At 42.5% G+C, this 23,225-nt stretch carries 20 protein-coding genes; 7 read left to right on the top strand and 13 right to left on the bottom strand.

Going from position 1 to position 23,225, the window contains the following annotated elements:
- Positions 1-9 precede the first annotated feature (9 nt).
- Genes L2713_RS05655 through L2713_RS05635 form a run of 5 tightly spaced genes read left to right on the top strand, consistent with a single transcriptional unit; the run spans position 10 to position 5,083 of the window.
- Positions 10-927 (top strand): glycosyltransferase, encoded by a 918-nt coding sequence (locus tag L2713_RS05655; RefSeq protein ID WP_248967246.1) that lies wholly within the window; start codon positions 10-12, stop codon positions 925-927.
- Positions 928-944: 17 nt separating this feature from the next.
- Complete coding sequence (locus tag L2713_RS05650) at positions 945-2,258, top strand: hypothetical protein (RefSeq protein ID WP_248967245.1); 1,314 nt, start codon at positions 945-947, stop codon at positions 2,256-2,258.
- A complete protein-coding gene (locus L2713_RS05645) occupies positions 2,259-3,344 on the top strand; it encodes a glycosyltransferase (protein WP_248967244.1) in 1,086 nt (361 codons plus the stop codon). It abuts the gene before it with no gap.
- Positions 3,341-4,243 carry an NAD-dependent epimerase/dehydratase family protein gene (locus L2713_RS05640; RefSeq protein ID WP_248967243.1) on the top strand — a complete coding sequence of 301 codons (903 nt, stop codon included), beginning with the start codon at positions 3,341-3,343 and terminating at the stop codon, positions 4,241-4,243. The genes L2713_RS05645 and L2713_RS05640 overlap by 4 nt, the downstream gene beginning before the upstream one ends.
- A 9-nt stretch (positions 4,244-4,252) precedes the next feature.
- Positions 4,253-5,083, top strand: coding sequence for a glycosyltransferase (locus L2713_RS05635; protein ID WP_248967242.1), 831 nt, complete (start codon positions 4,253-4,255; stop codon positions 5,081-5,083).
- Between the two features lie 111 nt (positions 5,084-5,194).
- Here the strand turns inward: L2713_RS05635 and L2713_RS05630 are convergent, their stop codons facing one another.
- Complete coding sequence (locus tag L2713_RS05630) at positions 5,195-5,959, bottom strand: HutD/Ves family protein (RefSeq protein WP_248967241.1); 765 nt, start codon at positions 5,957-5,959, stop codon at positions 5,195-5,197.
- A 96-nt stretch (positions 5,960-6,055) separates the two neighbouring features.
- Positions 6,056-6,508 carry a copper resistance protein NlpE gene (locus tag L2713_RS05625; RefSeq protein ID WP_248967406.1) on the bottom strand — a complete coding sequence of 151 codons (453 nt, stop codon included), beginning with the start codon at positions 6,506-6,508 and terminating at the stop codon, positions 6,056-6,058.
- A gap of 362 nt (positions 6,509-6,870) precedes the next feature.
- Here L2713_RS05625 and L2713_RS05620 point away from each other — a divergent pair, with 362 nt between their 5' ends.
- Positions 6,871-8,232: a sensor histidine kinase gene (locus tag L2713_RS05620; protein ID WP_248967240.1), complete on the top strand. Its 1,362-nt coding sequence runs from the start codon at positions 6,871-6,873 to the stop codon at positions 8,230-8,232.
- A 299-nt stretch (positions 8,233-8,531) separates the two neighbouring features.
- Complete coding sequence (rfbC, locus tag L2713_RS05615; RefSeq protein ID WP_248967239.1) at positions 8,532-9,074, top strand: dTDP-4-dehydrorhamnose 3,5-epimerase; 543 nt, start codon at positions 8,532-8,534, stop codon at positions 9,072-9,074.
- Between the two features lie 19 nt (positions 9,075-9,093).
- Here the strand turns inward: rfbC and L2713_RS05610 are convergent, their stop codons facing one another.
- The 11 genes from L2713_RS05610 to L2713_RS05560 form a co-directional block, all read right to left on the bottom strand.
- Positions 9,094-11,469, bottom strand: coding sequence for a YjbH domain-containing protein (locus tag L2713_RS05610; RefSeq protein ID WP_248967238.1), 2,376 nt, complete (start codon positions 11,467-11,469; stop codon positions 9,094-9,096).
- Positions 11,469-12,251, bottom strand: a complete 783-nt coding sequence (locus L2713_RS05605; RefSeq protein WP_248967237.1) for a capsule biosynthesis GfcC family protein — start codon at positions 12,249-12,251, stop codon at positions 11,469-11,471. Before L2713_RS05605 ends, L2713_RS05610 begins: the two co-directional genes overlap by 1 nt.
- 10 nt (positions 12,252-12,261) lie before the next feature.
- Positions 12,262-12,972, bottom strand: coding sequence for a YjbF family lipoprotein (locus tag L2713_RS05600; protein WP_248967236.1), 711 nt, complete (start codon positions 12,970-12,972; stop codon positions 12,262-12,264).
- Positions 12,973-13,122: 150 nt separating this feature from the next.
- Positions 13,123-13,389 carry a hypothetical protein gene (locus tag L2713_RS05595; RefSeq protein WP_248967235.1) on the bottom strand — a complete coding sequence of 89 codons (267 nt, stop codon included), beginning with the start codon at positions 13,387-13,389 and terminating at the stop codon, positions 13,123-13,125.
- A gap of 271 nt (positions 13,390-13,660) precedes the next feature.
- Positions 13,661-14,785, bottom strand: coding sequence for a patatin-like phospholipase family protein (locus L2713_RS05590; RefSeq protein WP_011622128.1), 1,125 nt, complete (start codon positions 14,783-14,785; stop codon positions 13,661-13,663).
- A 263-nt stretch (positions 14,786-15,048) separates the two neighbouring features.
- A complete protein-coding gene (locus L2713_RS05585; protein ID WP_248967234.1) occupies positions 15,049-16,761 on the bottom strand; it encodes a proline--tRNA ligase in 1,713 nt (570 codons plus the stop codon).
- A 170-nt stretch (positions 16,762-16,931) separates the two neighbouring features.
- Positions 16,932-17,561 carry an acyltransferase gene (locus tag L2713_RS05580; protein WP_248967233.1) on the bottom strand — a complete coding sequence of 210 codons (630 nt, stop codon included), beginning with the start codon at positions 17,559-17,561 and terminating at the stop codon, positions 16,932-16,934.
- Entirely contained in the window at positions 17,562-18,296 is a 735-nt protein-coding gene (gene tsaA, locus L2713_RS05575) for a tRNA (N6-threonylcarbamoyladenosine(37)-N6)-methyltransferase TrmO (protein ID WP_248967232.1), read from the bottom strand.
- Positions 18,297-18,390: 94 nt separating this feature from the next.
- Complete coding sequence (gene rcsF / locus L2713_RS05570) at positions 18,391-18,771, bottom strand: Rcs stress response system protein RcsF (RefSeq protein WP_011622132.1); 381 nt, start codon at positions 18,769-18,771, stop codon at positions 18,391-18,393.
- A 77-nt stretch (positions 18,772-18,848) separates the two neighbouring features.
- Positions 18,849-20,138 (bottom strand): amidohydrolase, encoded by a 1,290-nt coding sequence (locus tag L2713_RS05565; protein WP_248967231.1) that lies wholly within the window; start codon positions 20,136-20,138, stop codon positions 18,849-18,851.
- On the bottom strand, positions 20,138-23,212 hold the full coding sequence (locus tag L2713_RS05560) for an amidohydrolase family protein (RefSeq protein WP_248967230.1): 3,075 nt from the start codon (positions 23,210-23,212) through the stop codon (positions 20,138-20,140). Before L2713_RS05560 ends, L2713_RS05565 begins: the two co-directional genes overlap by 1 nt.
- Positions 23,213-23,225 lie beyond the last annotated feature (13 nt).

Raw genomic sequence — 23,225 nt, 5'->3', positions numbered from 1 at the left:
GATGTAGTATTGGATACCTTAGTGACCATTGCTGTAATTGCATATAATTCTGAAAAAACGATTCTAGATACATTGGATAGTATTTTAAGACAAAAATATAATAAAAAGTGTATAGAAGTGGTCATTTCTGATGATGCCTCCGCTGATGCTACATTATCAGTTGCAGAGACATGGGCTAAAGAAAATGTACTTTCCTTTTATGGCATAAAATGTATATCGGGTAATACAAACAAAGGCGTTTCGGCTAATTGTGATTCGGCATGGCGAAATGCTAGCGGTGATTGGATAAAAACCATTGCCGCTGATGATATACTGCTAGATGATTGTATCGTGGAGAATGTGGATTATATTTGCAAGAATGAGTTAACTCATGTTTTGTTCTCGAATATGATTCCTTTTACGGAGCAAGGCCGTGAAACTCCTATATGCCACGATAAATCAAAATTTCTTGGTGGGCCAAATGAGCAACTTAAGATCTTGTTGAAAGAATGTTATCTCCTTGCACCCACTAGTTTTGTAAAGCGGGATGTTCTTATTCAGGTCGGATATGCTGATTTGAGATATCCAATGTTAGATGATTATCCTCTATGGTTTAGATGTTTAACAAATGGCTATAGAATGGACTATATGGACAAAGCAACTGTTCTTTATCGCAAAGGTGATTCGCTTTCCCAACAAGCCATAAAAATAGGTAATCTTAAATATTTGCAGTCGTTGTATTCATTTCAAAGGGATGAGTTGTGGCCATTATTATCATTTTTTAAGATATTTAAAAAGTGGGATGATTCTGTAGTATTTTATGAAAAGTTGCTTTGGATAAAATATATTGGAAATAAAAATACAATTTTATACAGATTTTTTCATTTTTCACTTTTTCTGATTCGGCCTTATAAAGTCCAACAAAAAATCATCGATTTATTTCGCTAGCACTTGGTTAAATTATAGTGATCAACGATATTTTAGTTTTTATTCTATTTTTAATCGCAACTATATTTTCTAGTTGGAGATTGAAATTATTCTCTTTAAAACCATCGATTATTGGTGCATTGTTATTTTTATCTTTATATGTATTGATTATTCCAGGGACTATATTGGTCTCTTTTTTTGATTTTCCAATAGTGATGAATGTTCAAAATGTACTTGCAGATAGCACCTTTGATATAACCTTCAGATATACCTTTATTTCAATATCCCTTATTCTATTGTTCATCTCATTTTTGTCTTTTTTCTTCGAGCTTGATGTGAGATTAACTTCTGTTCGAATTTCATATAAAGTTTCAATACTTTTACTACTTGCTTCAATTCTGGTAGTATCTTTTAAAATTATATCTATTGGGAACATTCCTCTATTTTTGGCTTTGGTAGGAGATTCCGAAGGTGCTGCATTAATTAAAGCAAAAATTTTGAGAAGTGAAGTAGGTGCTGGTGGGCTATTTATTGGTTACATATTCGCATATTTTCCACAATGTTCATTGGTCTATTCCTATTTAGCAAAGAAAATTGAACCTAAAAAATATACATTGATTTTTAATTTAAATCTTATTCTTGTTATATTTTATTCATTATACGATCTTCAAAAATCTAAGCTTGTATTTGTTTTCTTTATCTTATTTGTTCTTTACCTAAAGTACTCAAAAAATATTAACTATTTCTATGTCCTTATTTCTCCATTACTAAGTTTAGCCGTTTTATCTGCTGCATTTATGCTTTTGCATGAAACTCCATTAGGTGATGTTTTGACCGCTGTTGCTGCTCGTCTATTTATTGGTCAAACTGAGGGCGCCTATATGATATACGATGTATTACAGCCAAATCTTGAACGGATAACTTATGGTATGCCGCTCGCAGGGTCTTTTGGGTTTGCCGCAATTGATCCTGCGGCTGAAATTATTACGATATTTTTTCCCACCGCAGGTGATGCTTGGGTTAATTCAAACACTTATATTCAAGCCCACGCTTGGAGTATTTTTGGCCTTTTGTCCTTGTTTATAGCGCCGTTTGTGGTTGTAATTAATATCTTAGGGCTTTATTTTTTAAAAGCGGTATTTAGTAAGTTTGCAGGTGGTTTTTCTCATTCTGTTTACATTGTGTCTATCTTAACATTGCCAATTAATAATGATTTTTCCTATTTCCTATTTTTTAAATCTTGGCTTTGCTTTTTGATATTGATGTTTTTTTATATTATTATAAAGTTTACTTTCGATTTCTTGTTTTCTAGAACAAAAAAGTCGGAACATATAGTTATTAAAAGGTTTTAAATGAAGATTTTACATATAGTTGGTAATGAAATTGAGCCTTCAAATGGAATCGGGAAATTAATTCCTGAGATGATTGGAAAAGTCAATTTGTATAGTGACATTTTAGATTGTTCAATGCTCTGTTTAAATGGGAATTATACTAATAAGGAATTTAAAGTATTTAGTGAGGAAGATATTTCCGATTCTTTATTTAACGCTTATGATATTTTTGTTTTTCATGGCGTGTATTTTTTTAAGTATATCGGTTTATATAAAAAAATATTATCGTTAGGTAAGATTTATCTTGTAAAGCCTCATTCAAGTTTGATTTATCAAGCACAAAAAAAGTCTCTGATAAAAAAAATAATTGCAAATTCAATTTTTTTTAAAGGCTTCATAAAGAATGCTGCAGCAGTCATTTATACTAATGAAGATGAAGCATCTAATTCAGTTCGTTGGAATGAAAGAGTAATCTTCGAGGGTAATGGTATTACTAGTACCCAAATTGATACTGTCTATCAAGATAAATCCATAAGTTCTAAGCCATATAAATTTGTTTACTTAGCTCGAATTGATTCTTCGCACAAGGGTACTGATATATTACTTGATGCTCTTTTTGTTTTAAAAAACTCTAAGGATATTGTGGATATTGACTTCACTTTTTATGGTAAGGGTGATGTCCAAGAAGAACTTCTTCTCCAAAAGCGAATTTCAGAGCTGAATTTTGCTAGTGTCTCTTTCAAAGGGCCTATTTATGGTGATGAAAAAATTCAAATGCTAAATAGTAAAGATGTTTTTGTCTTAACATCACGATATGAAGGCTTTCCTATGGCCGTATTAGAAGCACTTGATTGTGGTTTACCTTGCCTTGTTACTCAAGGTGTTAATATGTCAAAAATTATTGGCAAATATAATGTTGGTTGGGAATGCCAAACAAATGCGAACGATGTAGCTGAATTACTGCTAGATGTCATTAATATCGAACCGTTACATTTGAGAGATATGTCTATCGCCGCAAGGCAATTTGTTACTGATAATCATAGCTGGCCTTCACTTGTAAAGCAAACTGAAGCTATGTTTTTGGGTGTAAATGAGAGGACAACGTGAGTAAGAGAATTCTGATTGTTGGAGGTTCTTCATTTATAGGCATTAATTTGATTGAATCTTTAATTAATAAAGGTTTTGAAGTTATTGTTTTCGGACGAAAAAAACCGTTATGTTTGAATAATAACTTCACATTTATTTCTGCTGAGCTAACTGATTTTGAACTGCATAGAGCATTACTATCTGAACTCGATATACATACAGCGATATACTTGGTAAATTCATTTTCAGTTAATTCTAAGACGTTAAATTTTAATGATTTATTAGATGTAAATAAAAAATTTATTTCAAATGTTTTTGATGTAGTAAAAAGGTTTGTCTTTTTTTCATCAGGTGGAAGAGTTTATCGAAGCAGTGATTTTCCACATTCTGAAACTGAAGAGTTGAGTGCGCTATGTGATTATGGCAGGAGTAAAATACTTTTAGAGTCGTTCATATCTTTTGAATCAGAGTTGAAAGGTAAGCCATATTTAATAGTTAGACCGTCAAATCCATATGGCCCACATCAAATGTTAAATGGTACACAAGGATTAATCGCTGTAGTAACAGGTCGCATTTGCTCTGGCCAGTCTGTTGAGGTTTGGGGAGATGGATACGAGGTAAGGGATTATATTTATATAGATGATTTCGTTGATTTGTTCACTAAGCTTTTAGCTCTTCCTAGTCCTAAGCATAATATTTATAACATAGGCTCTGGATTTCCTGTTTCGACATTAGAGATCTTAGAGGTTGTTAGGAGAAATTTAAAAGTAGAGCATGTTTCCGTGCGTTATGTTTCGAGTTTAAGTACTATAAAATCAAATATCTTAAATAACTCGAGATTACATGATGAGGTGGGGCCTTTTAATTATACAAGTTTAGATTTAGGAGTTTCTAAATTTATTCAATGGTTAGGTAAGTGAAGGTGTTAGATGATCACATTAAAAAATGAGAATTTTTCTGTTCTTTTGTCAATTTATCATAAAGAATCACCAAATAATTTTTCTCAGGCAATGAGAAGCATCTACGATCTTCAAGAATTAAAGCCGGATGATATAGTTCTAGTTAAAGATGGCCCTTTAACACCTGAGCTTGACACAGAGATTCTATACTGGAGTAATAAACTTGGTAATGTTCTTACTATAGTACCATTGCATGAGAATGTAGGGCTTGCTGCTGCATTAAATTTTGGTTTGCAGTATTGTAAGTGGGACCTTGTTGCTCGTATGGATACGGATGATATTTCGACTCCTGATAGATTTAAATTGCAAGTAGGTTTTATGAGTGAAAGGGCTGATATATCTGTCTCAAGTGGTTATATCGAAGAGTGGGATATAAATCTTTCAGAACAAGTTTCTCATCGCGCATTGCCTATTTGTCACGATGAAATTGTGAAGTTCGCAAGGTTACGTTCTCCAATTAGTCATCCGGCTTGTATATTTCGCAAGTCTATTATTCTATCTGTTGGTGGATATCCTTCACTTTATCCGGAAGATCATCTGCTTTGGGTTAAAGTCATTCAAAGTGGAAATAAGCTTGCGAATATACCTCAAGTTATACTTAAGATGAGAACTGGCGAGGATTTTATAACTAGACGTGGTTATAAATTTTTAAAGGGTGAGTTATCCAGTTACGTAGCTATGTATAAGTGCGGTTTTTTAAACTTTTGGCAGTTTTCTAAAGTTTCAATTATTCGTACATTTGTCAGGTTAGCACCTAATTTTATTAAAATCGGTCTGTATAAATGGTTTAGACGTGTCTAATTATCATCCCTTCTTTTGTGACCTTTGTTGATTGTTTTTGCATATTTATGCTGCAAATTTCAGTTTTACTTGCCATGGGAAATAGTCTTAAGTTTTTGCTAGGATTTTATTTCAAGTAGATTCTAGCAACTTGATTTCTTTATTTTTTAGGAAAATGAGCAAAACCTTTATCTGGCTATCGTTTTCTTCATATCGATCTTTTACTTCTGTTTGTTTGATTTTTTGTTGTACGGCCTCAGAAGTTTTAATTCTTAAAAACCTTAACTCACTAGTTAGTTTCTTAGAATTCTTAGCATGCTTATACTGCAACATATCGTAAGGTTTTAGTTGAATAGTTTGTCCTTTATAAACTAGGTTCAGCGGTTCAAGGCACAACAACCATTGTTGTAGTTCGTTGTTTTGTGTATTTGTTAGTTTATGGACATTATCTTCGCGACTGGTTTTGGTGGGTTCAAGACTGAAGAGGTCATCTAATTTTAGCTGTTCAATACATGCGTGGTATTTTCCGCGCCTTGTCATCACATTAAAGTCTAGGATCTGTTTATCTAATAGTTTGCTCTCTATTTGAGTTTCCCCGCTAAAGCAAAATGGAGAATCGTTCGGGCGCAGGATGATTTCCTCTGATTGTCCTAAATCATTCCCCTTTATGTGTAGTTTTACCCCTTCACCTTCCAATATACATAGCTGTCTATCGATGCCGTGGAAGAGTGAGAAGGGGCCATCGCTCGAAATGGTGGCGATGCTGATCCTAAAATCAAAGTTGCTGAGATCTGCCCCCTTTGGCCATATCAAAAGTTGTTTAGTGCTGCCACTACCGTTTTTCCATAAACTCGATTCGCATTCTTCATAACGGATTATCCGGATATTGGGATTCAATTTAAGCTTCTCTTTTGATTATGGATTGTTTCAGTACAGAGGATACCTACTTCGGCGCATTATGCAGTGGCGCATCGTTGCATACTGCGTTCAGAGCTAAATCTCTTTCTTCTTCAAAATGTAATGATCTGCTAGTTCGCCACTTACCCGATTACCTTTCATATCTAACATAAACAGTTGGTTTTCTCCTACCAAGTATTTAGTGCCATCGGATAAGGTGATTTTTGAGCCATTACTATCCCAGTCAAATTTTCCTGCCACTTTAAAGATGGACTCATCTTTACCCAAGTAAATACTCTTTAATTCAAAGCTATTATCCGCTTGGAGCGTGAGTGTCGTTTGGATCCCTTCGCAACTTGCACAGGGGACAACGCCTTCATATACACCTGGCCAATCGAGCGCATTTTGGCTGGTATCGCCAAGTGGTAGGTTTTTTTGTGTATCTTGATGTGGCGCAGCGACAGGCTCATTAGCCACTGTCTTAGCGGGCTCACTGCATGCGGTAATCATTAAAGCGAGAAGGGCGAGTGATATCTGCGAAAGTTTCATATTCATCTTAACCGTTTGATTAATTGGCTGTCGTGTGATGATAACCGCCATCATTACAGGTTCCAACCTTATTTATGTCTGGTATTTCTTTCAGTGTCTTAGTGTTAAGACGGACTTTATGTGTTTGAACTTCATTACGAGTTCAGCAAAAAAAGTGCTAAGGTTGGATGATTTTTTATCGGCGTGTTTAGGTAAAGCAGCACTAGGCATTGATCTGCAAAACCAATTGTAACCAGCGAGTGCATCTCAACTAGTGTGTTTCTAGATTGAATCTATACTAAAGAGAATCACTTAAGCTTAGGTCACCAAGTTTATTGCCTCATTTTTAAGTCAGGCGGTACCACGCGGGGTAAATGTGCATTATGACACGTATGTTAGACAGGATTTTATTCGATGTAAGCCGTTCATCCATTATTGATGGTGGCGATCTTGTTGAGGCCTCACAACTTATCGTGTCATCTGTGTGCCAAGGGTTAAAAATCACCCGTGCTGGTATTTGGTTATGGAGTGAAGATCACCAAAGTATGCATTGCTTTTACCTGCTTGATAATATGCACAGGCAAGAGGCGTTGATATTAACTCGGCAGGATTATCCACATTATTTCAGTCTATTAGATAATGAGCGCGCTATTATTGCGAATCATGCGCAAACCGATGGGGCGAGCCATGAGTTTGTTAGTGCCTACTTAGTCCCTAATCGTATTAGTTCTCTGTTAGATAGTCCCATACGTCATCGCGGAAAAATGGTCGGCATTATCTGCTCCGAGCATCAAGGAGTGCCTCGAGAATGGACGCGTGACGAAAGAGCCTTTGCTTCTGCTTTGGCCGATTTATTCGGCCGAGCGATGAGCGCAAAGGAAATTTTGGATTATCAGCATCAATTAAAAGCCATTAATGCGGATTTGGAGGTTCAGGTTGAACAGAGAACGCAAGAACTTGAAACCGCATTATCGGATTTGCGCTCAATACAACACCATTTAGTTGAAAATGAGAAAATGGCGGCTTTAGGGAGTTTGGTTGCAGGGGTTGCACACGAGGTCAATACGCCTCTAGGGATTGCCGTGACATCCGTAACCCATTGTTTAGATGAAGTGGCATTGTTGAAAACGGCTTTTGAGCAAAATGATCTGGATGAGGATAAATTTTTATCCTTTATCAATACTATGCAGGATGGTTTAGGGTTGATTGAGCGCAATCTTTCGCGAGCAGCGGAGTTAGTCCATAACTTTAAGCGCACCGCCGCAGACCAATCGGTGCTAGAACGTGAGCGGTTTAATTTAAAGACCTATATTTTCCAAATATTCAGCTCATTAAGGCCGTTAATGCGTAAGAAGAATATTGCCTTAAATGTGGAGCTTGATGACGACATCTTTATCGAATCTTACCCTGGTGCCATCGCACAGATTTTCACTAATTTAGTGGCTAACAGCTTTCGCCATGGATTTCCTGAGAGTTTTACGGGGGATAAAAGCATCACTATTCGAGTACAAAAACAAGACTCGAACATTTGTATGCAGTATCAAGATAATGGGGTAGGGATGAGCGATGAGGTTAAACTTAAAGCCTTCGAGCCTTTTTTCACTACCGCACGTAAAGACGGTGGCACAGGCCTTGGTATGTCGATTATTTATAATTTGGTGACGCAAAAGCTACATGGCACCATTTTGCTAACCTCATCCCCAGATCAAGGCGTGAAGGTCGAAATACAGATCCCTGAGAAATAAACTTAGATATTGTTTAGGGGACAACTCGGTCTTGTTGAAGAGCTCGCGCCATTCAGCTTTATCGGCATTTATATGCTACAATCATTCTTTAATTTTGACTCACTAATCCTTGATATATCGATGAAAAATGCATTTTTTGGCGGTTATTATGGTTCTTCTACTTGGAGGGGATCACCTGCTGATATATCAATCTTTCTTTGTGAGAATAGTTGACACATTACCTGTTAATAGCTGTTTAACTTTTCGTAGTATTGAACTTAACGGGTAGAAATTTAAATTACTGAACAAGAAGATTTCTAATGAAATGTATTGAAACAGAGATAGCTGAGATTCTTCTGTTTGAACCGCAAGTATTTGGTGATGAACGCGGTTTTTTTATGGAAACATTTCGCCAATCGTATTTCACTGAATGTTTTCAAAGTCGAGGGTTAAAAACGCCAGAGTTTGTACAAGATAATTACAGTCGCTCACAGCAACACGTATTACGTGGCTTGCATTACCAATGCAAGCATCCGCAGGGGAAATTAGTCCGGGTGTGTGCAGGCAGTATTTTTGATGTTGCAGTGGATATTAGGCCGCAATCAGGAACCTATGGTAAATGGGTAGGGCGTGTACTTTCTGCTGATAACCATTTGCAAATGTGGATCCCCCCTGGCTTTGCGCATGGTTTTTATGTGCTGAGTGAATATGCCGATGTGATTTATCGCTGCACTGATTATTACGCGCCAGATGATGAATATGTGCTAGCCTGGTATAGTGCAGAGTTTGCGATTGACTGGCCCCTGCAAAACGAAACGCCGATTCTATCCGCAAGGGATGCAAACGCCGCCGTTAGCGCTTAAACGCTAACGGCGGTTTTTGTTATCTTACAGACTGTTTTTCCACACTGGGGCGAGTGAACCAAGGTGAGCGAGCATCTGTAATATCAAACAGATAATATTTACGCCCCACCATTTGCCCGCCATCACGGGTGAGAGGAGACCAGACAATTGTAGCTCTGCTATGAGTTGATTTAATAGTCATCAAATCAAACGGAATTGATATGTAGAAGCCTTTTGTGAAGCTTCCTTCACCATATTCTTCCGATGAAAGGTTGGTCTTAGTCGCATAGGCACCAACAATAACACCACTGTCGAATTGTTTAGAAAAATCTACTGTTACGCCTTTATCTTCAGTGAGATACTGGCCAGCACTGACTCTTAATAAGGTATTGGGGAACCAATCCGGTTGATAATAGGCTGTAGCATGCCCTGTTAGCGTTCCTGTTTGTACTCTATATGGACGATTTGTATGTGGGTCGTAGTGATTTTCCTCTGAAAAGAAACCAAACATACTATCCGGATCACGTTGTTTGACATAGTTTACATCAAAACCAAAAGCCCATTGGCTGTTAAGTGGTCGATAGAGGAATTCTGTGCCAACACCGCCATACATCATTTCTAAATAGCCACCATAGGCTTGATAAGAAATGTTGTCGCTTAGATTATCCATCCAAGTTAATTGTAAGTTAGTGACCCTTACCGGGTTATCATGAACATACTGACGAACTAGGGTACGAACCCGTTTTAAATCAGTGCCATCTGGGGGCACATCATATAAAAACTTATCATAGTTATCGTAAAGATTAAGATAAAGGGAGCTTGAAAACTCAAAATTATCACTAAAGCGATAATTTGCACTGCCGGTCACCCCAATGTTGAACATATAAAAACCTTCGGAGCCGCCGAAAGATTGAGCCATGGTAGGTGAAATATCGAAACTTAAGTTATCTAACCAATCCTTATCAGTATTTGTCACCAGTTTCCCTTGCGGTAACCCTGGAACACTAACAACACTGGCATCACTCACTTTTGCATTGATGTAGCCATGGTTTGCAACCTGGGCAAATTTTATAGCATCAATACGGGTTTCCGTTATTGGTTGGTTATAACGCGTTTCAATCAACCGATACTCTTTTATATAAGTTGTGTCAGTATTATTGGCAAGGATGGTTGATGCTCTTTGATGCGCTTCATTTCTATCGCGGAATTTGTTTTGTTCACCTACAACGGTAATACTTTCATTATCAAGGTAAATTTTGGCGTTAGCGTAACCTGCGATGGTTTGTAAGTCACGAGCAACTTTATTCCAGTCCACTTGAGGATTCTCAATTGTCTGACTGGACGCTTTTACAGGCTCTAGATTTGCTACTTCAGCATTTTGCACTTCTGATTTATGCGTTGAAGTTGCTGTACTCACTGTCGCTTGTTCGGCTCTTGGTGTGTTTACTTGAACTGAAGACTCTGTTTGCGTAAGGGTTAATGGCGCGGCAGGAAGTGGCTTATATTTTTCAGCCTCCGGATCGCGTTTAATCTGTGACAAGGTATTAAAGTTGGTTTGCAGACTAAAGCCAAGCGTCCAAGTATTACCGCGCTCATAACTTAAATGAAGGTCTCCCCAGTCCCCAAAACGATAGAGCATTCCATAGTTAAACTTGCTGTCCTGAGGCATAGCTATACCACCCCTAACCACGGGAAAGTCTGATTGATAGTCGTTACCATCGTATTCGACTTTCAAACGTAACGGTTCCCAAGGGGTTTGATATTCAACGCCACCAAAGAGTGCCGCACAGCCTTTAAACCAACGCTGATAATCAACAGTGCCGCCTTTACCCCCATAAGAAGTATCTCTATCACAGTTGTAATTTAGATCCTTTTTATCGGAAGTGAGATTACCGCTGTTACCGATATAGCCCCAGCCTATACCCAGAGTAAAATCAAGTGGGCCAACTTTTTTTGTTGCGGCAATAAATTCGCCATCAAATAAGCCTGTACCACCAAAGTCTCGCACTCCAATGGACGTTTCGGGCAGCCAGTTACTCTCTTCAAGTAGACGAATCTTAAAATCAATACCTTTATCTGTGTATTTAGTGCTTCCGCTAAAGCTAGGATCATCGCTATAGAGTAAATCCTGTACTTGGGTATAGCGGATTGTTGTTTCAAACCAAGGAAATAATTGTACAGATGCAGTGAAGTGTTGGTATTCGTCGTTATAACTTGTGGCAAAGTTAAATTCACCTTCAGGTGCCATGCGACCCGTCGGCATCTGCATTAGGCCTACACCACCAAAGTCAGACTGTGAAGGCAACAATGTTGGGTAAGAAAATTCATCGGCGCAAACATGTAATAATGGTAGCAGTGCTAAAGATAGCGCTGATAAACGCCCGAAAGAGGGAAAAGTGGGAGTCGAGTTTTTCATTACAGAGCCCGATTTTTGAGTAATTCAATGATGTTGTTGTTTAATGTGGAATAGTCATCAAATAGGCCTGAAAACTCAACGAAGAGTATGGCACCAGGAGCTATGTCCATAGACTGATGATTCCAATAGGCAATAGGTTGGCGAATGGTCTTGCCGTCTGGCTGAATTATCCATACAAAGCTATTTTCAGCATTCTCCAATAAGCCTGCTTGTTTCAGATAATCTTTACTACTTGTACGAGATACCCATTTTTGCTCCCCTGTTTGTGCCACGGCTCCAACCACTGTAATGGTTGTTGGACGTGGGGGGAGTACCAATAAGAATTGACCGTCGATAATGGGGTTATAAGCATCGGTAATACGAATTAAATCGAGATCTAATGGCTGATTAACTCTTTGTCCAAGTTTTATGTTACGCAGAAATTGTGCAAACTTGGAAAGTTTAGCAATGTACTGGCTATTGTCTGCTTGCTGTCCCATATTAGCCAACTGTTGCAAGATTTGCTGGCGAATAAGTTCTAATGTTGCGGTATTTTTAGTATCTAACAGCGCGGCACCTAACCAATAAACTGGAGTCGGATGAGCTTCCGTTATGTTATTGGCGGGAAGTCGCGTTAATCCGTCTTGTACTGCTTGCTCGACTCGGATGGCTGAAGGATAAGTCAGTTGTAGCTGAGTAAGATCTGATGACGAGGTACTGACAAAAAGTTGGGTACTGGCATTAACTGCAGGTAAAAATAATGAACTGGCCAGTAGTGTGATAGCGGTGATACAGGATTTCATCATAGCTCCACTAAGCTGCAAATGGTCTAAGTAAAGTAATATCGATAAATGGTAGGTCGGGGGCGATCTTCTGACGACTCTTAATGACATTGCCATCTAGTGGGTTTAGCCAAAACTCATTTTGGTATTGTATATTGAGGGTATCCACAGAGACATACTCACTAAAATGTAGAGTTTGAGTGGGAAAGCCATTGATTAAAATACTCTCTTCGGCAATCAATTTAAATTCTGATTTAGCTTTGTAGCCATAATGATAACCGGGTTGCCAATCGAGTGTTCGAGTCCAAGTTTTTGGGGTATCGCTTAAATGCAAACCTAATAGCAATGGATCCGTTTTATCACTTTCAATTGCACTTAAATTGCCTGTGAGTAGGTTATGAGTTTTGACTAAGCGGCCATTCACTGTAACTAACATAGCTTTATCAGCAGATAGCCATTTTAGCTCTAAGGCTTCATGGGATGATTTTTTTGATGAAAGGTTTATTTTGGATTCTGCAAAACCTAGCACCATAAATACTTGGGGAGTATCATCCAGTTTTGCATAGATACTTGCATAGGGTACCGCTGCTACTTGTTCTGGACTAAGAACAATGTCTTTCGTTCCTAAAAAGGCCAACTTGATCGTATCATTTAATGCACTAATTCGTTGACTACAGCCTGATAGTCCTACGCATACTGCCGAAATGACAATAAGGGGTAAAATATTTTTATTAATACGCATCCGAGTTGCTTATTCTCAATAATAGTAGAAGACCAATGTAAATATATGAAGAGGTTATTTCAAGCTAGATTGTATTGGTTTTGGGCGATTAAAAGCTCAAAAAAAAACAACCGCCCATAAGGCGGTTATTTAAGCATACTTTCTAACTGATTAGTTAGTGCCAGTAGTTGTACCAGTACCAGTACCAGTACCAGTACCAGTTGCAGCTGGGCTACCATCAGAGCTGTTAGCAGCAATTGTGACACCAGCTACTACTGCGCCTGCAGCGATAGCGCCTGCAGTAAGACCACCAACAGCAGCACCAGTACCTGCGCCAGCACCAGCTGCTGGTGCTGGAGTTACTGGATCTGCAGCGTTAGCTGCAACTGAACCTAACATTGAAATAGCAGCAATAAGTGCTAATGAAGTTTTTTTCATCGTGATTCCCTTTTAGAAAAAATTAACCTAATTTTTAGCTAATCTAGTGCAGCATGATAGGCGATTCAACTTAAATGATCAATGTTAAATCTGTTTCGCTATTCAAACTTTAGACTGATTTGCTGCCGAGTCGCCTTCAAATAATCCTTAATTTAGAATGGGTTTGCCACATTCACGTTAGAACATTTAGGCGACTCCTATTTTATACCACGCCGAGGGGGGGCTTCAAATCGATTTATTTGGCGATTTATAACAAGCGCTAAGTCATACCTCATGCCAAATTAAAAAACGCTTTTATCTCATCCATTTGAGCCATGCCATCTTTATAGCCCAATTCAATCAATGCACTGGTGTAGGATTTCTCAAACAAGAGGTAGGACACAATACTCGAGTCTGACTGCCTGTCGATACCGATAAACCCCAGTAAGGTCTTAATTGCCCAAGGCATATCATCATAGAAACGGGCGGCGATTTTACTTAAGTCTTCACTGGGTTTTATCACTAAGGTTTGTATGGGATGTAATGACAGTTGAGTACGGCTCTCTTCGGGTATAAGCGACAGCGTGTGATTAATCCGCTCTAGGCGCTCAAGATCGCTATTTAAGGTATCGGAAAAGATAGTATCTAACAGATGACCCGCAATGGTCGCTGTCTTCGGATGATATTCTAGCTCCATCGGAAAATGCTTATGGGGACTGTCTAGGTTTATCACTAATAGTTTATTAGCCCCCAAATGAATGGGACTTGAGAGTGGCGCCAGCTGGTGGACTGAGCCGTCACCATAATAAGCTTGATTAAGTTTAATTGACGGAAACACCATGGGGATCGCCGAGCTTGCCAAAAGATGCTCGGTATTTAACATCCGCCGCTCACCGCTGCGTCTGGCGCGAGTCCAGTTTTCAATATCCCGCGAAGCTTGAAAAAACGTGACCGAGCGTGAGTTGTTATAGCAAGAAGTATCAACACTGAGCGCCGTCAATGCGCCGTTGCGGATATTGCGATCGATTCTCTTAAAATCGATGAGTTCATTCAGTAAATGTCGTAAAGGCTCGTTATCGAGCAGGCTGCCAGCGTCGGTATTCACCTTATCATCCTGCAGGCCTTTGAGTGCCATCTTGGCTAAATGACTTAACACGCCGGGGATAGAGGCGCGGTATACCTTTCTAGTTTCAAAATGGCGCCAAACCCATTCGAGTTTTTTGACGCCTAAGTGAAAGCAGGAGGCGTGGGTGGCAATGGAGGTGCCATTAATTGCGCCCGCAGAGGTGCCACAAATGATTTTGAATGGCACGCCATGGTTGCGCGGATAAAGCTGGACCAGTGCTTTTAACACTCCCACTTGATAGGCGGCCCGAGCGCCACCGCCACCGAGAACTAATGCTGTTGATGTTGGCAATCTTATGACTCAACGACTTGTTATTATGATTTTATTAAAGCAATGCCTTATCTAAAAAAGCAAGTCTGAGCAGTTATCTCAATGACATTTCTTTAGTTTGTCTTGAGAGGGCTTGCAGAAGGCAATCTGTTTTTGGGGCGGGAATAAAAAACGCACTTGAGGGAGACTCAAGTGCGTTTGCATTTATATCGCGAGAATCTTATTTAAGCATCTGCTCAAACGGGCTGTGTCGGCGCAATAAGTCCGGCGCAGTATGCCTTCGCTTAAGCTTGCAGATTCTTTAAGAAATCGACGATTTGGTCGAATGGCACATCTTGCTTTTCACCGGTGCGGCGGTTTTTGTATTCAAATACGCCAGCGTCGATATTGCGATCGCCGATCACCACAGTGTGTGGAATACCAATCAGTTCCATATCGGCGAACATCACGCCTGGGCGCTCTTTACGGTCATCCAATAGCACATCGATACCCGCAGCACTTAAGTCTTTATATAACTGCTCGGCAATATCGGTTACGCGGTGTGACTTGTGCATATTCATTGGCAGAATGCCTACACTGAATGGGGCAATGGCTTCTGGCCATACAATGCCGCGGTCATCGAAATTTTGCTCAATGGCAGCAGCCACGATACGGCTCACACCAACACCGTAACAACCCATCAGCAGCACTTGTGATTTACCGTTCTCATCGAGAACAGTCGCATTCATCGATTTAGAATAGTTAGTACCGAGTTGGAAAATGTGACCCACTTCGATACCACGCGCCATGGCGTAAGTACCTAAACCATCAGGTGTGGGTTCGCCTTCAACCACGTTACGGATATCGGCAGCTTGTGCCAGTGGCAGATCGCGCTCCCAGTTGATCCCAAAGTAGTGTTTGTCATCTTGGTTAGCGCCAGCGGCGAAGTCGCTCATCACGCTAACACTGTGATCGATGATGATAGGCATGTTCAGGCCGACAGGGCCTAATGAGCCAGGACCTGCGCCAATGGCGTCACGGATTTGGGCTTCAGGGGCAAATTCTAATGGTGATGCCACTAAATCTAACTTGTCTGCCTTGATTTCGTTCAGTTCGTGGTCGCCGCGTACAATCAGCGCTACCAGTGGCGCTTCTTCCGTCGCACCTTTCACAATCAAGGTTTTCACTGTCTTAGTGATATCTAAACCGAATTGCTCAACTAATTCAGCAATGGTTTTTGCATTTGGGGTATCGACTAAACGTAATTCTTCAGTTGCCGCGCCACGCGCTTCGGTGGGCATGGGTGATTCGGCTTTCTCGATGTTAGCGGCATAGTCGCTGCCAGTAGAGTAGGCGATTAAGTCTTCACCGCTTTGCGCCAATACGTGGAACTCGTGTGACATGCTGCCACCGATAGAACCTGTGTCCGCTAAAACTGGGCGGAAGGCCAAGCCCATGCGCGACAGAATGTTGCTATAGGCTTGATACATGGCCTCATAGGTTTCATTCATGGTATCTACGTCCAGATGGAAAGAATACGCATCTTTCATCAGGAACTCGCGCGAACGCATTACGCCAAAGCGTGGGCGCACTTCGTCACGGAATTTGGTCTGGATTTGGTAAAGATTCAGCGGTAATTGCTTGTAAGAGCTGACTTCTTTACGGATTAAGTCGGTGATTACTTCTTCGTGGGTAGGCCCCAGAACGAAGTCACGGTTATGGCGGTCTTTAAAACGCAGCAGCTCAGGACCAAATTTGTCCCAACGACCCGTTTCTACCCATAAATCAGCCGGTTGCACCATAGGCATAAGGATTTCAATCGCGCCTGCTTTGTTCATTTCTTCACGAACAATGGCTTCGACTTTACGCAATACACGCAGGCCCGTGGGCAAATAGCTGTATAGACCTGAAGCGTTACGGCGGATCATACCAGCACGTAGCATTAATTGATGGCTAATGACTTCTGCATTCGCAGGTGTTTCTTTTTGAGTAGAAAGTAGGTATTTGCTAACGCGCATTACCGATGTCCAAATTTGAGTTGAATGGGCGCCATTTTATCACCTGCTTCGATGATGTCACCTATGGATTGAGGTTAAATTCAATCAGCTGCAGACAAATGGCCGTTTTCATTTTACAAAGTGTGCCGCGTCGCCACAGAGGGCGATGCATACAGATAAAGCTAAGTGAGTTATTTATCCCGCCTATCGCCAATCACCCGGGCGGGATTGCCCGCGACTATGGCCCATGCGGGAATATCTTTAGTGACAATACAGCCCATGCCAATTACGGCATGGTCGCCAATGGTGACACCATCGACAATCCCTGCCTGTGCGCCAATCCACACATCTTTACCTATCACTATGCCTCTAGAGTTTGAGGCTTGTTGATAAACAGGCGTCTCGGGCGCCATGCCATGATTAAACGCATAAATAGTGACATGGTTAGCAATGCGGGTTTGGGAGCCAATTTGAATGCCCACTCGGCCGCCATCGAAGGAGCAGCCGTGATTGATAGCGACTTCATCACCGAGCGTGATAGGACCGTGCAAAAAGCATTCTGCGGCAATCATGCAGCGATTACCGATTGTGATATCGCGATTTGGCTCGGCAAATAACTGCGCCTCGGGCGCAATAAAACAGTTTTCGCCAATGGTCACGGTTTCGAGGGCGCAAAGGTTGGCTTGCACTTCATCCTGCCAAGGTTTGGCCCAGACTAAGTGTTTTTCCTTGAGTGAGAAATACAGCCAGGGCATCCAAGATAGACGCTTTTTATGTTGGCTTTGATAATCAGGCAAGGCCGTTGTGATTGGCGTCTGCATTTAGCCACATTTCCCCGGTTTGAGTTCTAATACCTGAATGTATTCCTGCTCATCCTCATCGACCGCCATCCGCCAAAAGATATCTAAATCATACAAAGCTACTTGATATAACTTGGGGTCATCTTTGGCTTTTTTATAGGCAGGGCGGGGGTCTTGCCCCAGCACGCCGTGGATGAGTACGGCTAAATCGGTATAGGCGTCCTGTTTACTGTAGGAATCAATCTGGGTTGCGGCGAGCTCGGAAAACACTACGCTGATAAGTTTTGGTGCTTCTTGCGCGATACCGCCGACGGCACCTTCAATCGAATCCGAGAACGGAATATAGGGCTTAATATCAATAATGGGCGTGCCATCGACAAGATCCATGCCCGAAATCTCTAGGCACACTTTGCCTTTACGTTGCACTACCCCGTGGAGTTTGACCACGGATTGGCCAATGCCATTCGGACGGAAAGTGGAGCGAGTCGCGAATACGCCGAGTTTTTCATTGCCGCCCAAACGGGGCGGGCGTACCGTCGTTTTCCACCCTTGGGCGAGATTTTCATGGAAACAAAACAACAACCAAAGGTGAGAATATTGCTCGATACCACGCACGGCATCGAGATGATTGACATGGGGCTCCAGCTCAACATAACCGCGCGCCTCCACCAACCCGGGCTGCCTTGGAATGCCAAATTTTTGTTTATAGGGAGTGCGGCAAGTGGCGACAGCGGTAATCTGGTTGGTAAATGTCATGCAAAAAATACCTAAAGCAAGGGCAACAACCCAAACGCAGATGGCCTAGGTTGTTAAGTACATCAATATTGGCGTGCAGTATACACGCTTTGAATTAGTCGGCAGAGGCCATTTTGATGGCTTGGCCAACGCAGAGGGCGCGGCTGACGCAGCCTTGGGCTGCTTCTTCCATCATCACGCATTGTTTGATGATGATACCATTGGCGCCTTTATCGGCTGCCGCACGGCGGGCTTCGGTTCGGGCTTCACTTAAGGAAGCGGGCACCGCATTCACATCGGCTTGGCAAGATTCACCCTGTACCAAACCTTTTAATTCGTAATGGCCTTTAGGCAAACTATCGCCCTCAAACAGCGTGACATCTCCCGCCTTGAAGTAGTCATTAATCGCCTCGCCGTCCAAATTGCTGTTAAAACTGTAATCGCTGGCACAGGCGCTAAGCAGTAGCACTAATGCACTTGAGAGGATGATTTTCATGGTTTGACCTGAGATTAAGGGTAAATAAGCGCAGTCCAACGGACTGCGCGGTATCGAGCGATTTATCTGAGCAAATTCTAGCGCTTAAGATACTTTTGATAAAGCTGCTGGTGGCGATTATTCAGATCTATTTGCCGTCCTTCAATCCAGATCGCATCAATTTTGTTGCTCATGGGGTCGAGGATATCCCCGTCACTCAGCACAACACTGCCCTGATAACCGACGGCGATGGCGCCTAAATCGGTGATCCCCAGCAGTTTTGCTGCATCTAAGGTTACCGATTTTAATGCTTGCTCGGGCGTGACGCCGTAAGCGGCACTGTAGCCCGCGGCATAGGGAAGGTTACGACTGTTCCAATCCGATGAAAATCCAAGGGCATAGGGAATGCCCGCACTTGCCAGCAACGAAGGGATTTTAAAGGGCAAATCCACGGGTTCATCTTTACGTTTGGGCAGACTCAGGGTGTGCGGGTAAATCACACTGGCGTTCACTTCCCTTAAGCTTGACGCCAATCGCCATGCATCATAGCCACCGACAATCACCAATTTAAATTGATATTTTTTAGTCAGGGCAATGACTTGCTCAATTTGGCTGACACTGTCCGCATGGGCAAATAGCGTGGCCTTACCTTGGTACAGGGGCAGCATGGCTTGCCAACGTAAATTGGTTGTCTTGGCCGAATCCTTTGCCTTATGGCTTAAAAAGTAGCGATAGCCATCCTCAAAGGCTGTGGTCAGTGTATCTATGGCCTGCTGATTTTTCTCAATGGCCTTAGCTTTTTCCTTTTCATCCTCCGGCATACGCTTGATTTGCGGCCAGTAAACATGGAATTGGCCTTCGCTTGGTTGCAGAGCATCCTCAATCGTCCAAGCATCAAGATCCACGACCACAGATTGGCCCGCGAGTCCGTCGCCACTGGGGACGATTTGTGCGTGGGTGATGCCATTGTAGCGAATGGTTGGCAGCAGCTCTGAATCCGGGTTGTAAGCCGTTGCCGCGCTGATTTGCGGATTAAAATCTCCGACTTCAGCATTATCGACGGTTGGGCGCACCATCTCGATTTCTACTAAACCAAGACTGGTATCGAGCGCGATAAGGCCTGGATATAAATGTTTACCCGTAGCATCGATGATCTGCATCTGGCCATCAGCCTCATTGGCGCTTAACTGTGGCCCTAGTGCGCTGATTTTACCGTTTTCAATCAACACATCGGTATTGGTTAAAACCCCTTGGCTGACCGTATGCACAGTGGCGTTTTTAATCAACACACCGTGAGTTTGTTTAGGCGTAGGGATGAGATTATGTGCCTGCACGGACAAGGTGATGGTCAGTGTCGACAGCAGCAAGCTAGTGGGTAAGTGCTTCATTATTTTGCTCCCTGATGATGTTGGCCCCAAGCCTGATAATGGGTATCGCAGTGCCATTGAGGTTCCTTAAGCGGTGTAACTTTTTCACCCGCCTTGGCGCTATCATCACTACTGAGAATTTTTTGGATAAGGGCGGCGCGCTCTGCGACGACCTGCTGCTGGGCAAGCTGGTCTTGGTCGCGATCGAAGTAGCGCTTGCCTTCGACCCAAGCCTGGGTCACTTTGGCATAAATCGATAGCGGCTCGGCATTCCAAAGCACGATATCGGCCATTTTGCCTGGGGTGAGTGAACCAACATACTCATCGACTCTGAGCTGTTTCGCCGGGTTGATGGTCACCATATTCCAGGCATCTTCTTTAGACATATCGCAATACATCATTGACTTCGCCGCTTCTTGGTTAAGTCTGCGCTGCATTTCGTAGTCGTCAGAGTTGATGCTGGTAAGCACGCCTTGTTTTTGCATCAGGCAGGCGTTTTGTGGAATCGCATCATAGACTTCGAACTTATAGGCCCACCAATCGGCAAAGGTCGAGGCGCCTGCGCCATGGGCGGCTAGTTCACTGGCAACCTTGTAACCTTCGAGCACGTGGGTAAAGGTTTGCACCTTAAAGTGATAGGCTTCGGCTAATCGCAGGAACATTAAGATTTCTGACTGCACATAGGAGTGGATATGCACATCGCGCTGCTGCTTTAACACTTCGGCGACCGCCTGTAGGCGATAGCTTGGGCGCGGCGCAATGGTTTTCTTCTTCTCACTGCTGCGTAAGTCATCATAGTCCTTCTGCGCTTTCTCATAGGCGATTGCGGCATCGAAGGTTTCTTCAAATAAAGCTTTTACGCCCATGCGAGTCTGCGGGAAGCGCTGAACAAATTTCTCGCCCCAGTTACTCTGTTTGACGTTTTCGCCAAGGGCGAATTTGATACTGGCAGGGGCATTGGCAAATTTAAGCTGCTCAGCACTCTCACCCCATTTCATCTTTATTAACTGGGATTGGCCACCAATTGGGTTAGCGCTACCATGGAGTAATTGTGCGCTGGTGACGCCGCCCGCGAGTGCACGGTAGATGGAGATATCTTCGGGATTGACCACATCGCCAATCCGCACCTCAGAGGTGACTGCATCTGTACCTTCATTAGTGCCACCATTGATAGCAATATGGGAATGCTCATCAACGATACCCGCAGTTAAATGTTTACCCGTGGCATCGAGAACTTGATAACCCGAAGGCGTGCTGAGTTGCTGACCGATTTTTTCAATTCGGCCATTGGCCATTAACAGATCCGCATGTTCCAAAATGCCCTGTTTATCCGAGGTCCACAGGGTGGCATTTTTAATATGGAGTTTTTCGGCTTTTGGCGCCTCGCTCAAACCATAGGCAACGTTAGGGTAGGTGAGTTGACTCACTAAAGTCGGTGCAGCATCGGTTTTTGGGGTATCGGCAGGCTTTGTATTTAAACTCGACACGATAGCAATACCCGCCACATTAATACTGCGACTTTGGGCGTCCACCATGCGGCCTTGAATACCATCTTTAGCGAGCCAGAGGGTAAAACGGCTGATGCCATGTATGCCCGCATCGCTTAAATCGGCGTTAAAGCTCACGCGGCCGTCGTCTTCAAGCTGAAGATTGGTGAGTGTAATGCTCTTCTCGCCACTACTCAGTTGACCTTGGAAGGCGGTTTTGCCCGCTTTGCCCGTTTCTTCAAGGCTTAGATCTAAGGCGAGATTATTCAGCGTGAGCTGATAATCGCCTAAGAGTTTGGCCTGTGGGAGTGAGCGAATGGACTGCTCTTCGCCCTGCAGCCAGACACTGTAAATCTGACCATCTTCAAAGATATTGCCCTTAGTAATCACAAAGTCGGCCATATAGTCGGGGGCAAGTTTACCGGCGAAGTCGGCCGTTCCCGCCATTTCGGCGGCTTGAGTCGTCAGCGCGGCGAGGGCATTGTCCTCACTCAGTCCCTGGGCGATGGCTTGACGTAGGCGAGGCCAAAATGCCTCGGTCTTAATGCCAAATTGGGTAAAGGCAAAAGGGATGCCCGCATTGGCCACTGCTGCTGGATTTGTGGGGGCGCGTTCCCATTGTCTGAGTTCAGCAAGGGAAACTTCACGGTCGGCATCATCGGTACCCACATCCGGTGCCTGCGGATAGTTGAGCGGCAGGATCAGAGGATAATTCAGGGCCTTTAATTCATTGATGCGCGCATATTCTTGACCACTTGCGAGTAAGTTGGCAGGCTGCTGATGTTCTTTGAGCAGGTTCGCGGCGCGCAGCAAATCGTTGAGGCTTTTTGTTTCAAAGACGATTTGTTTCTCGGCTAAGTTATCTAAGCGTTCGAAGGCAATATTAAATTCAATTTGAGGATTTGCTGAACTATTAACCGATTTGTGCTTATTTTGGTTATACCAGTTAGCATCGGCAAAGGTTTGTCGGATAAGTGCAATACTGCCCATCAGAGAATTGGGGTAGTCTTGTTCAGACGTGCCTTTATCGAAGGCCATAAAAGGTTGGCTGCGAGCACGATAAATCACCTCGTTGGCGGTTTTATCCGCTAATGAAAGGCTAACACCCGTGCCGCGGAAAATACCGTCGAGTTTACTGCTTTGTACGCTGGTAAAGCCGTTATTGATCCAATCGCGTGCGCGTTCTTTATTTGGGTAGACGTAATTAAACCATTCTTTTTCAGCGTGAATTGCGCCATTTTCTGCATTACCGCCGATACGTTTAATATCATATACCGGACGAGTCAGCCCCAATTTGGGATATTCAAACTCGATACCATAATCGGTAAAGGGATCGATAAAACCAGGATAGATAGTATAACCACTGAGATCAACCTTTAATGCCGCTTCTGGGATATCCCCTTTTTCAATAATGGCTTTGATCCGATTGTTTTCAACTAATAAGGTGGCATTTGTGAGTCGCTTCCCTGGCGCCATGATTAATTCAGCATTAGTAAAGGCCGTTAACTTATTGACGGGGGGGATGGGATTGGCCTCGGCAAAAATGTTGTGGGATACAAAACTACTTATAATGCCGCAGCTTATTATTATCTTATTGTTTATCTGCATTTTTTATTCACTT

The sequence above is a fragment of the Shewanella seohaensis genome, assembly GCF_023283775.1.
Taxonomy (GTDB): Bacteria; Pseudomonadota; Gammaproteobacteria; order Enterobacterales; family Shewanellaceae; genus Shewanella; species Shewanella seohaensis.
The sequence above is the reverse complement of the archived record's forward strand: the minus strand, read 5'-3'. Positions and strand labels throughout refer to the sequence as shown.

What these genes read in the sequence shown, in the direction of transcription:
- L2713_RS05645 (WP_248967244.1), top strand. Translation starts at nt 2,259, where the DNA reads ATGAAGATTTTACATATAGTTGGTAATGAAATTGAGCCTTCAAATGGA.
- L2713_RS05635 (WP_248967242.1), top strand. Translation starts at nt 4,253, where the DNA reads ATGATCACATTAAAAAATGAGAATTTTTCTGTTCTTTTGTCAATTTAT.
- L2713_RS05625 (WP_248967406.1), bottom strand. Translation starts at nt 6,508, where the DNA reads ATGAAACTTTCGCAGATATCACTCGCCCTTCTCGCTTTAATGATTACC.
- L2713_RS05620 (WP_248967240.1), top strand. Translation starts at nt 6,871, where the DNA reads ATGACACGTATGTTAGACAGGATTTTATTCGATGTAAGCCGTTCATCC.
- rfbC (WP_248967239.1), top strand. Translation starts at nt 8,532, where the DNA reads ATGAAATGTATTGAAACAGAGATAGCTGAGATTCTTCTGTTTGAACCG.
- L2713_RS05610 (WP_248967238.1), bottom strand. Translation starts at nt 11,469, where the DNA reads ATGAAAAACTCGACTCCCACTTTTCCCTCTTTCGGGCGTTTATCAGCG.
- L2713_RS05605 (WP_248967237.1), bottom strand. Translation starts at nt 12,251, where the DNA reads ATGAAATCCTGTATCACCGCTATCACACTACTGGCCAGTTCATTATTT.
- L2713_RS05600 (WP_248967236.1), bottom strand. Translation starts at nt 12,972, where the DNA reads ATGCGTATTAATAAAAATATTTTACCCCTTATTGTCATTTCGGCAGTA.
- L2713_RS05595 (WP_248967235.1), bottom strand. Translation starts at nt 13,389, where the DNA reads ATGAAAAAAACTTCATTAGCACTTATTGCTGCTATTTCAATGTTAGGT.
- L2713_RS05585 (WP_248967234.1), bottom strand. Translation starts at nt 16,761, where the DNA reads ATGCGCGTTAGCAAATACCTACTTTCTACTCAAAAAGAAACACCTGCG.
- L2713_RS05580 (WP_248967233.1), bottom strand. Translation starts at nt 17,561, where the DNA reads ATGCAGACGCCAATCACAACGGCCTTGCCTGATTATCAAAGCCAACAT.
- tsaA (WP_248967232.1), bottom strand. Translation starts at nt 18,296, where the DNA reads ATGACATTTACCAACCAGATTACCGCTGTCGCCACTTGCCGCACTCCC.
- rcsF (WP_011622132.1), bottom strand. Translation starts at nt 18,771, where the DNA reads ATGAAAATCATCCTCTCAAGTGCATTAGTGCTACTGCTTAGCGCCTGT.
- L2713_RS05565 (WP_248967231.1), bottom strand. Translation starts at nt 20,138, where the DNA reads ATGAAGCACTTACCCACTAGCTTGCTGCTGTCGACACTGACCATCACC.
- L2713_RS05560 (WP_248967230.1), bottom strand. Translation starts at nt 23,212, where the DNA reads ATGCAGATAAACAATAAGATAATAATAAGCTGCGGCATTATAAGTAGT.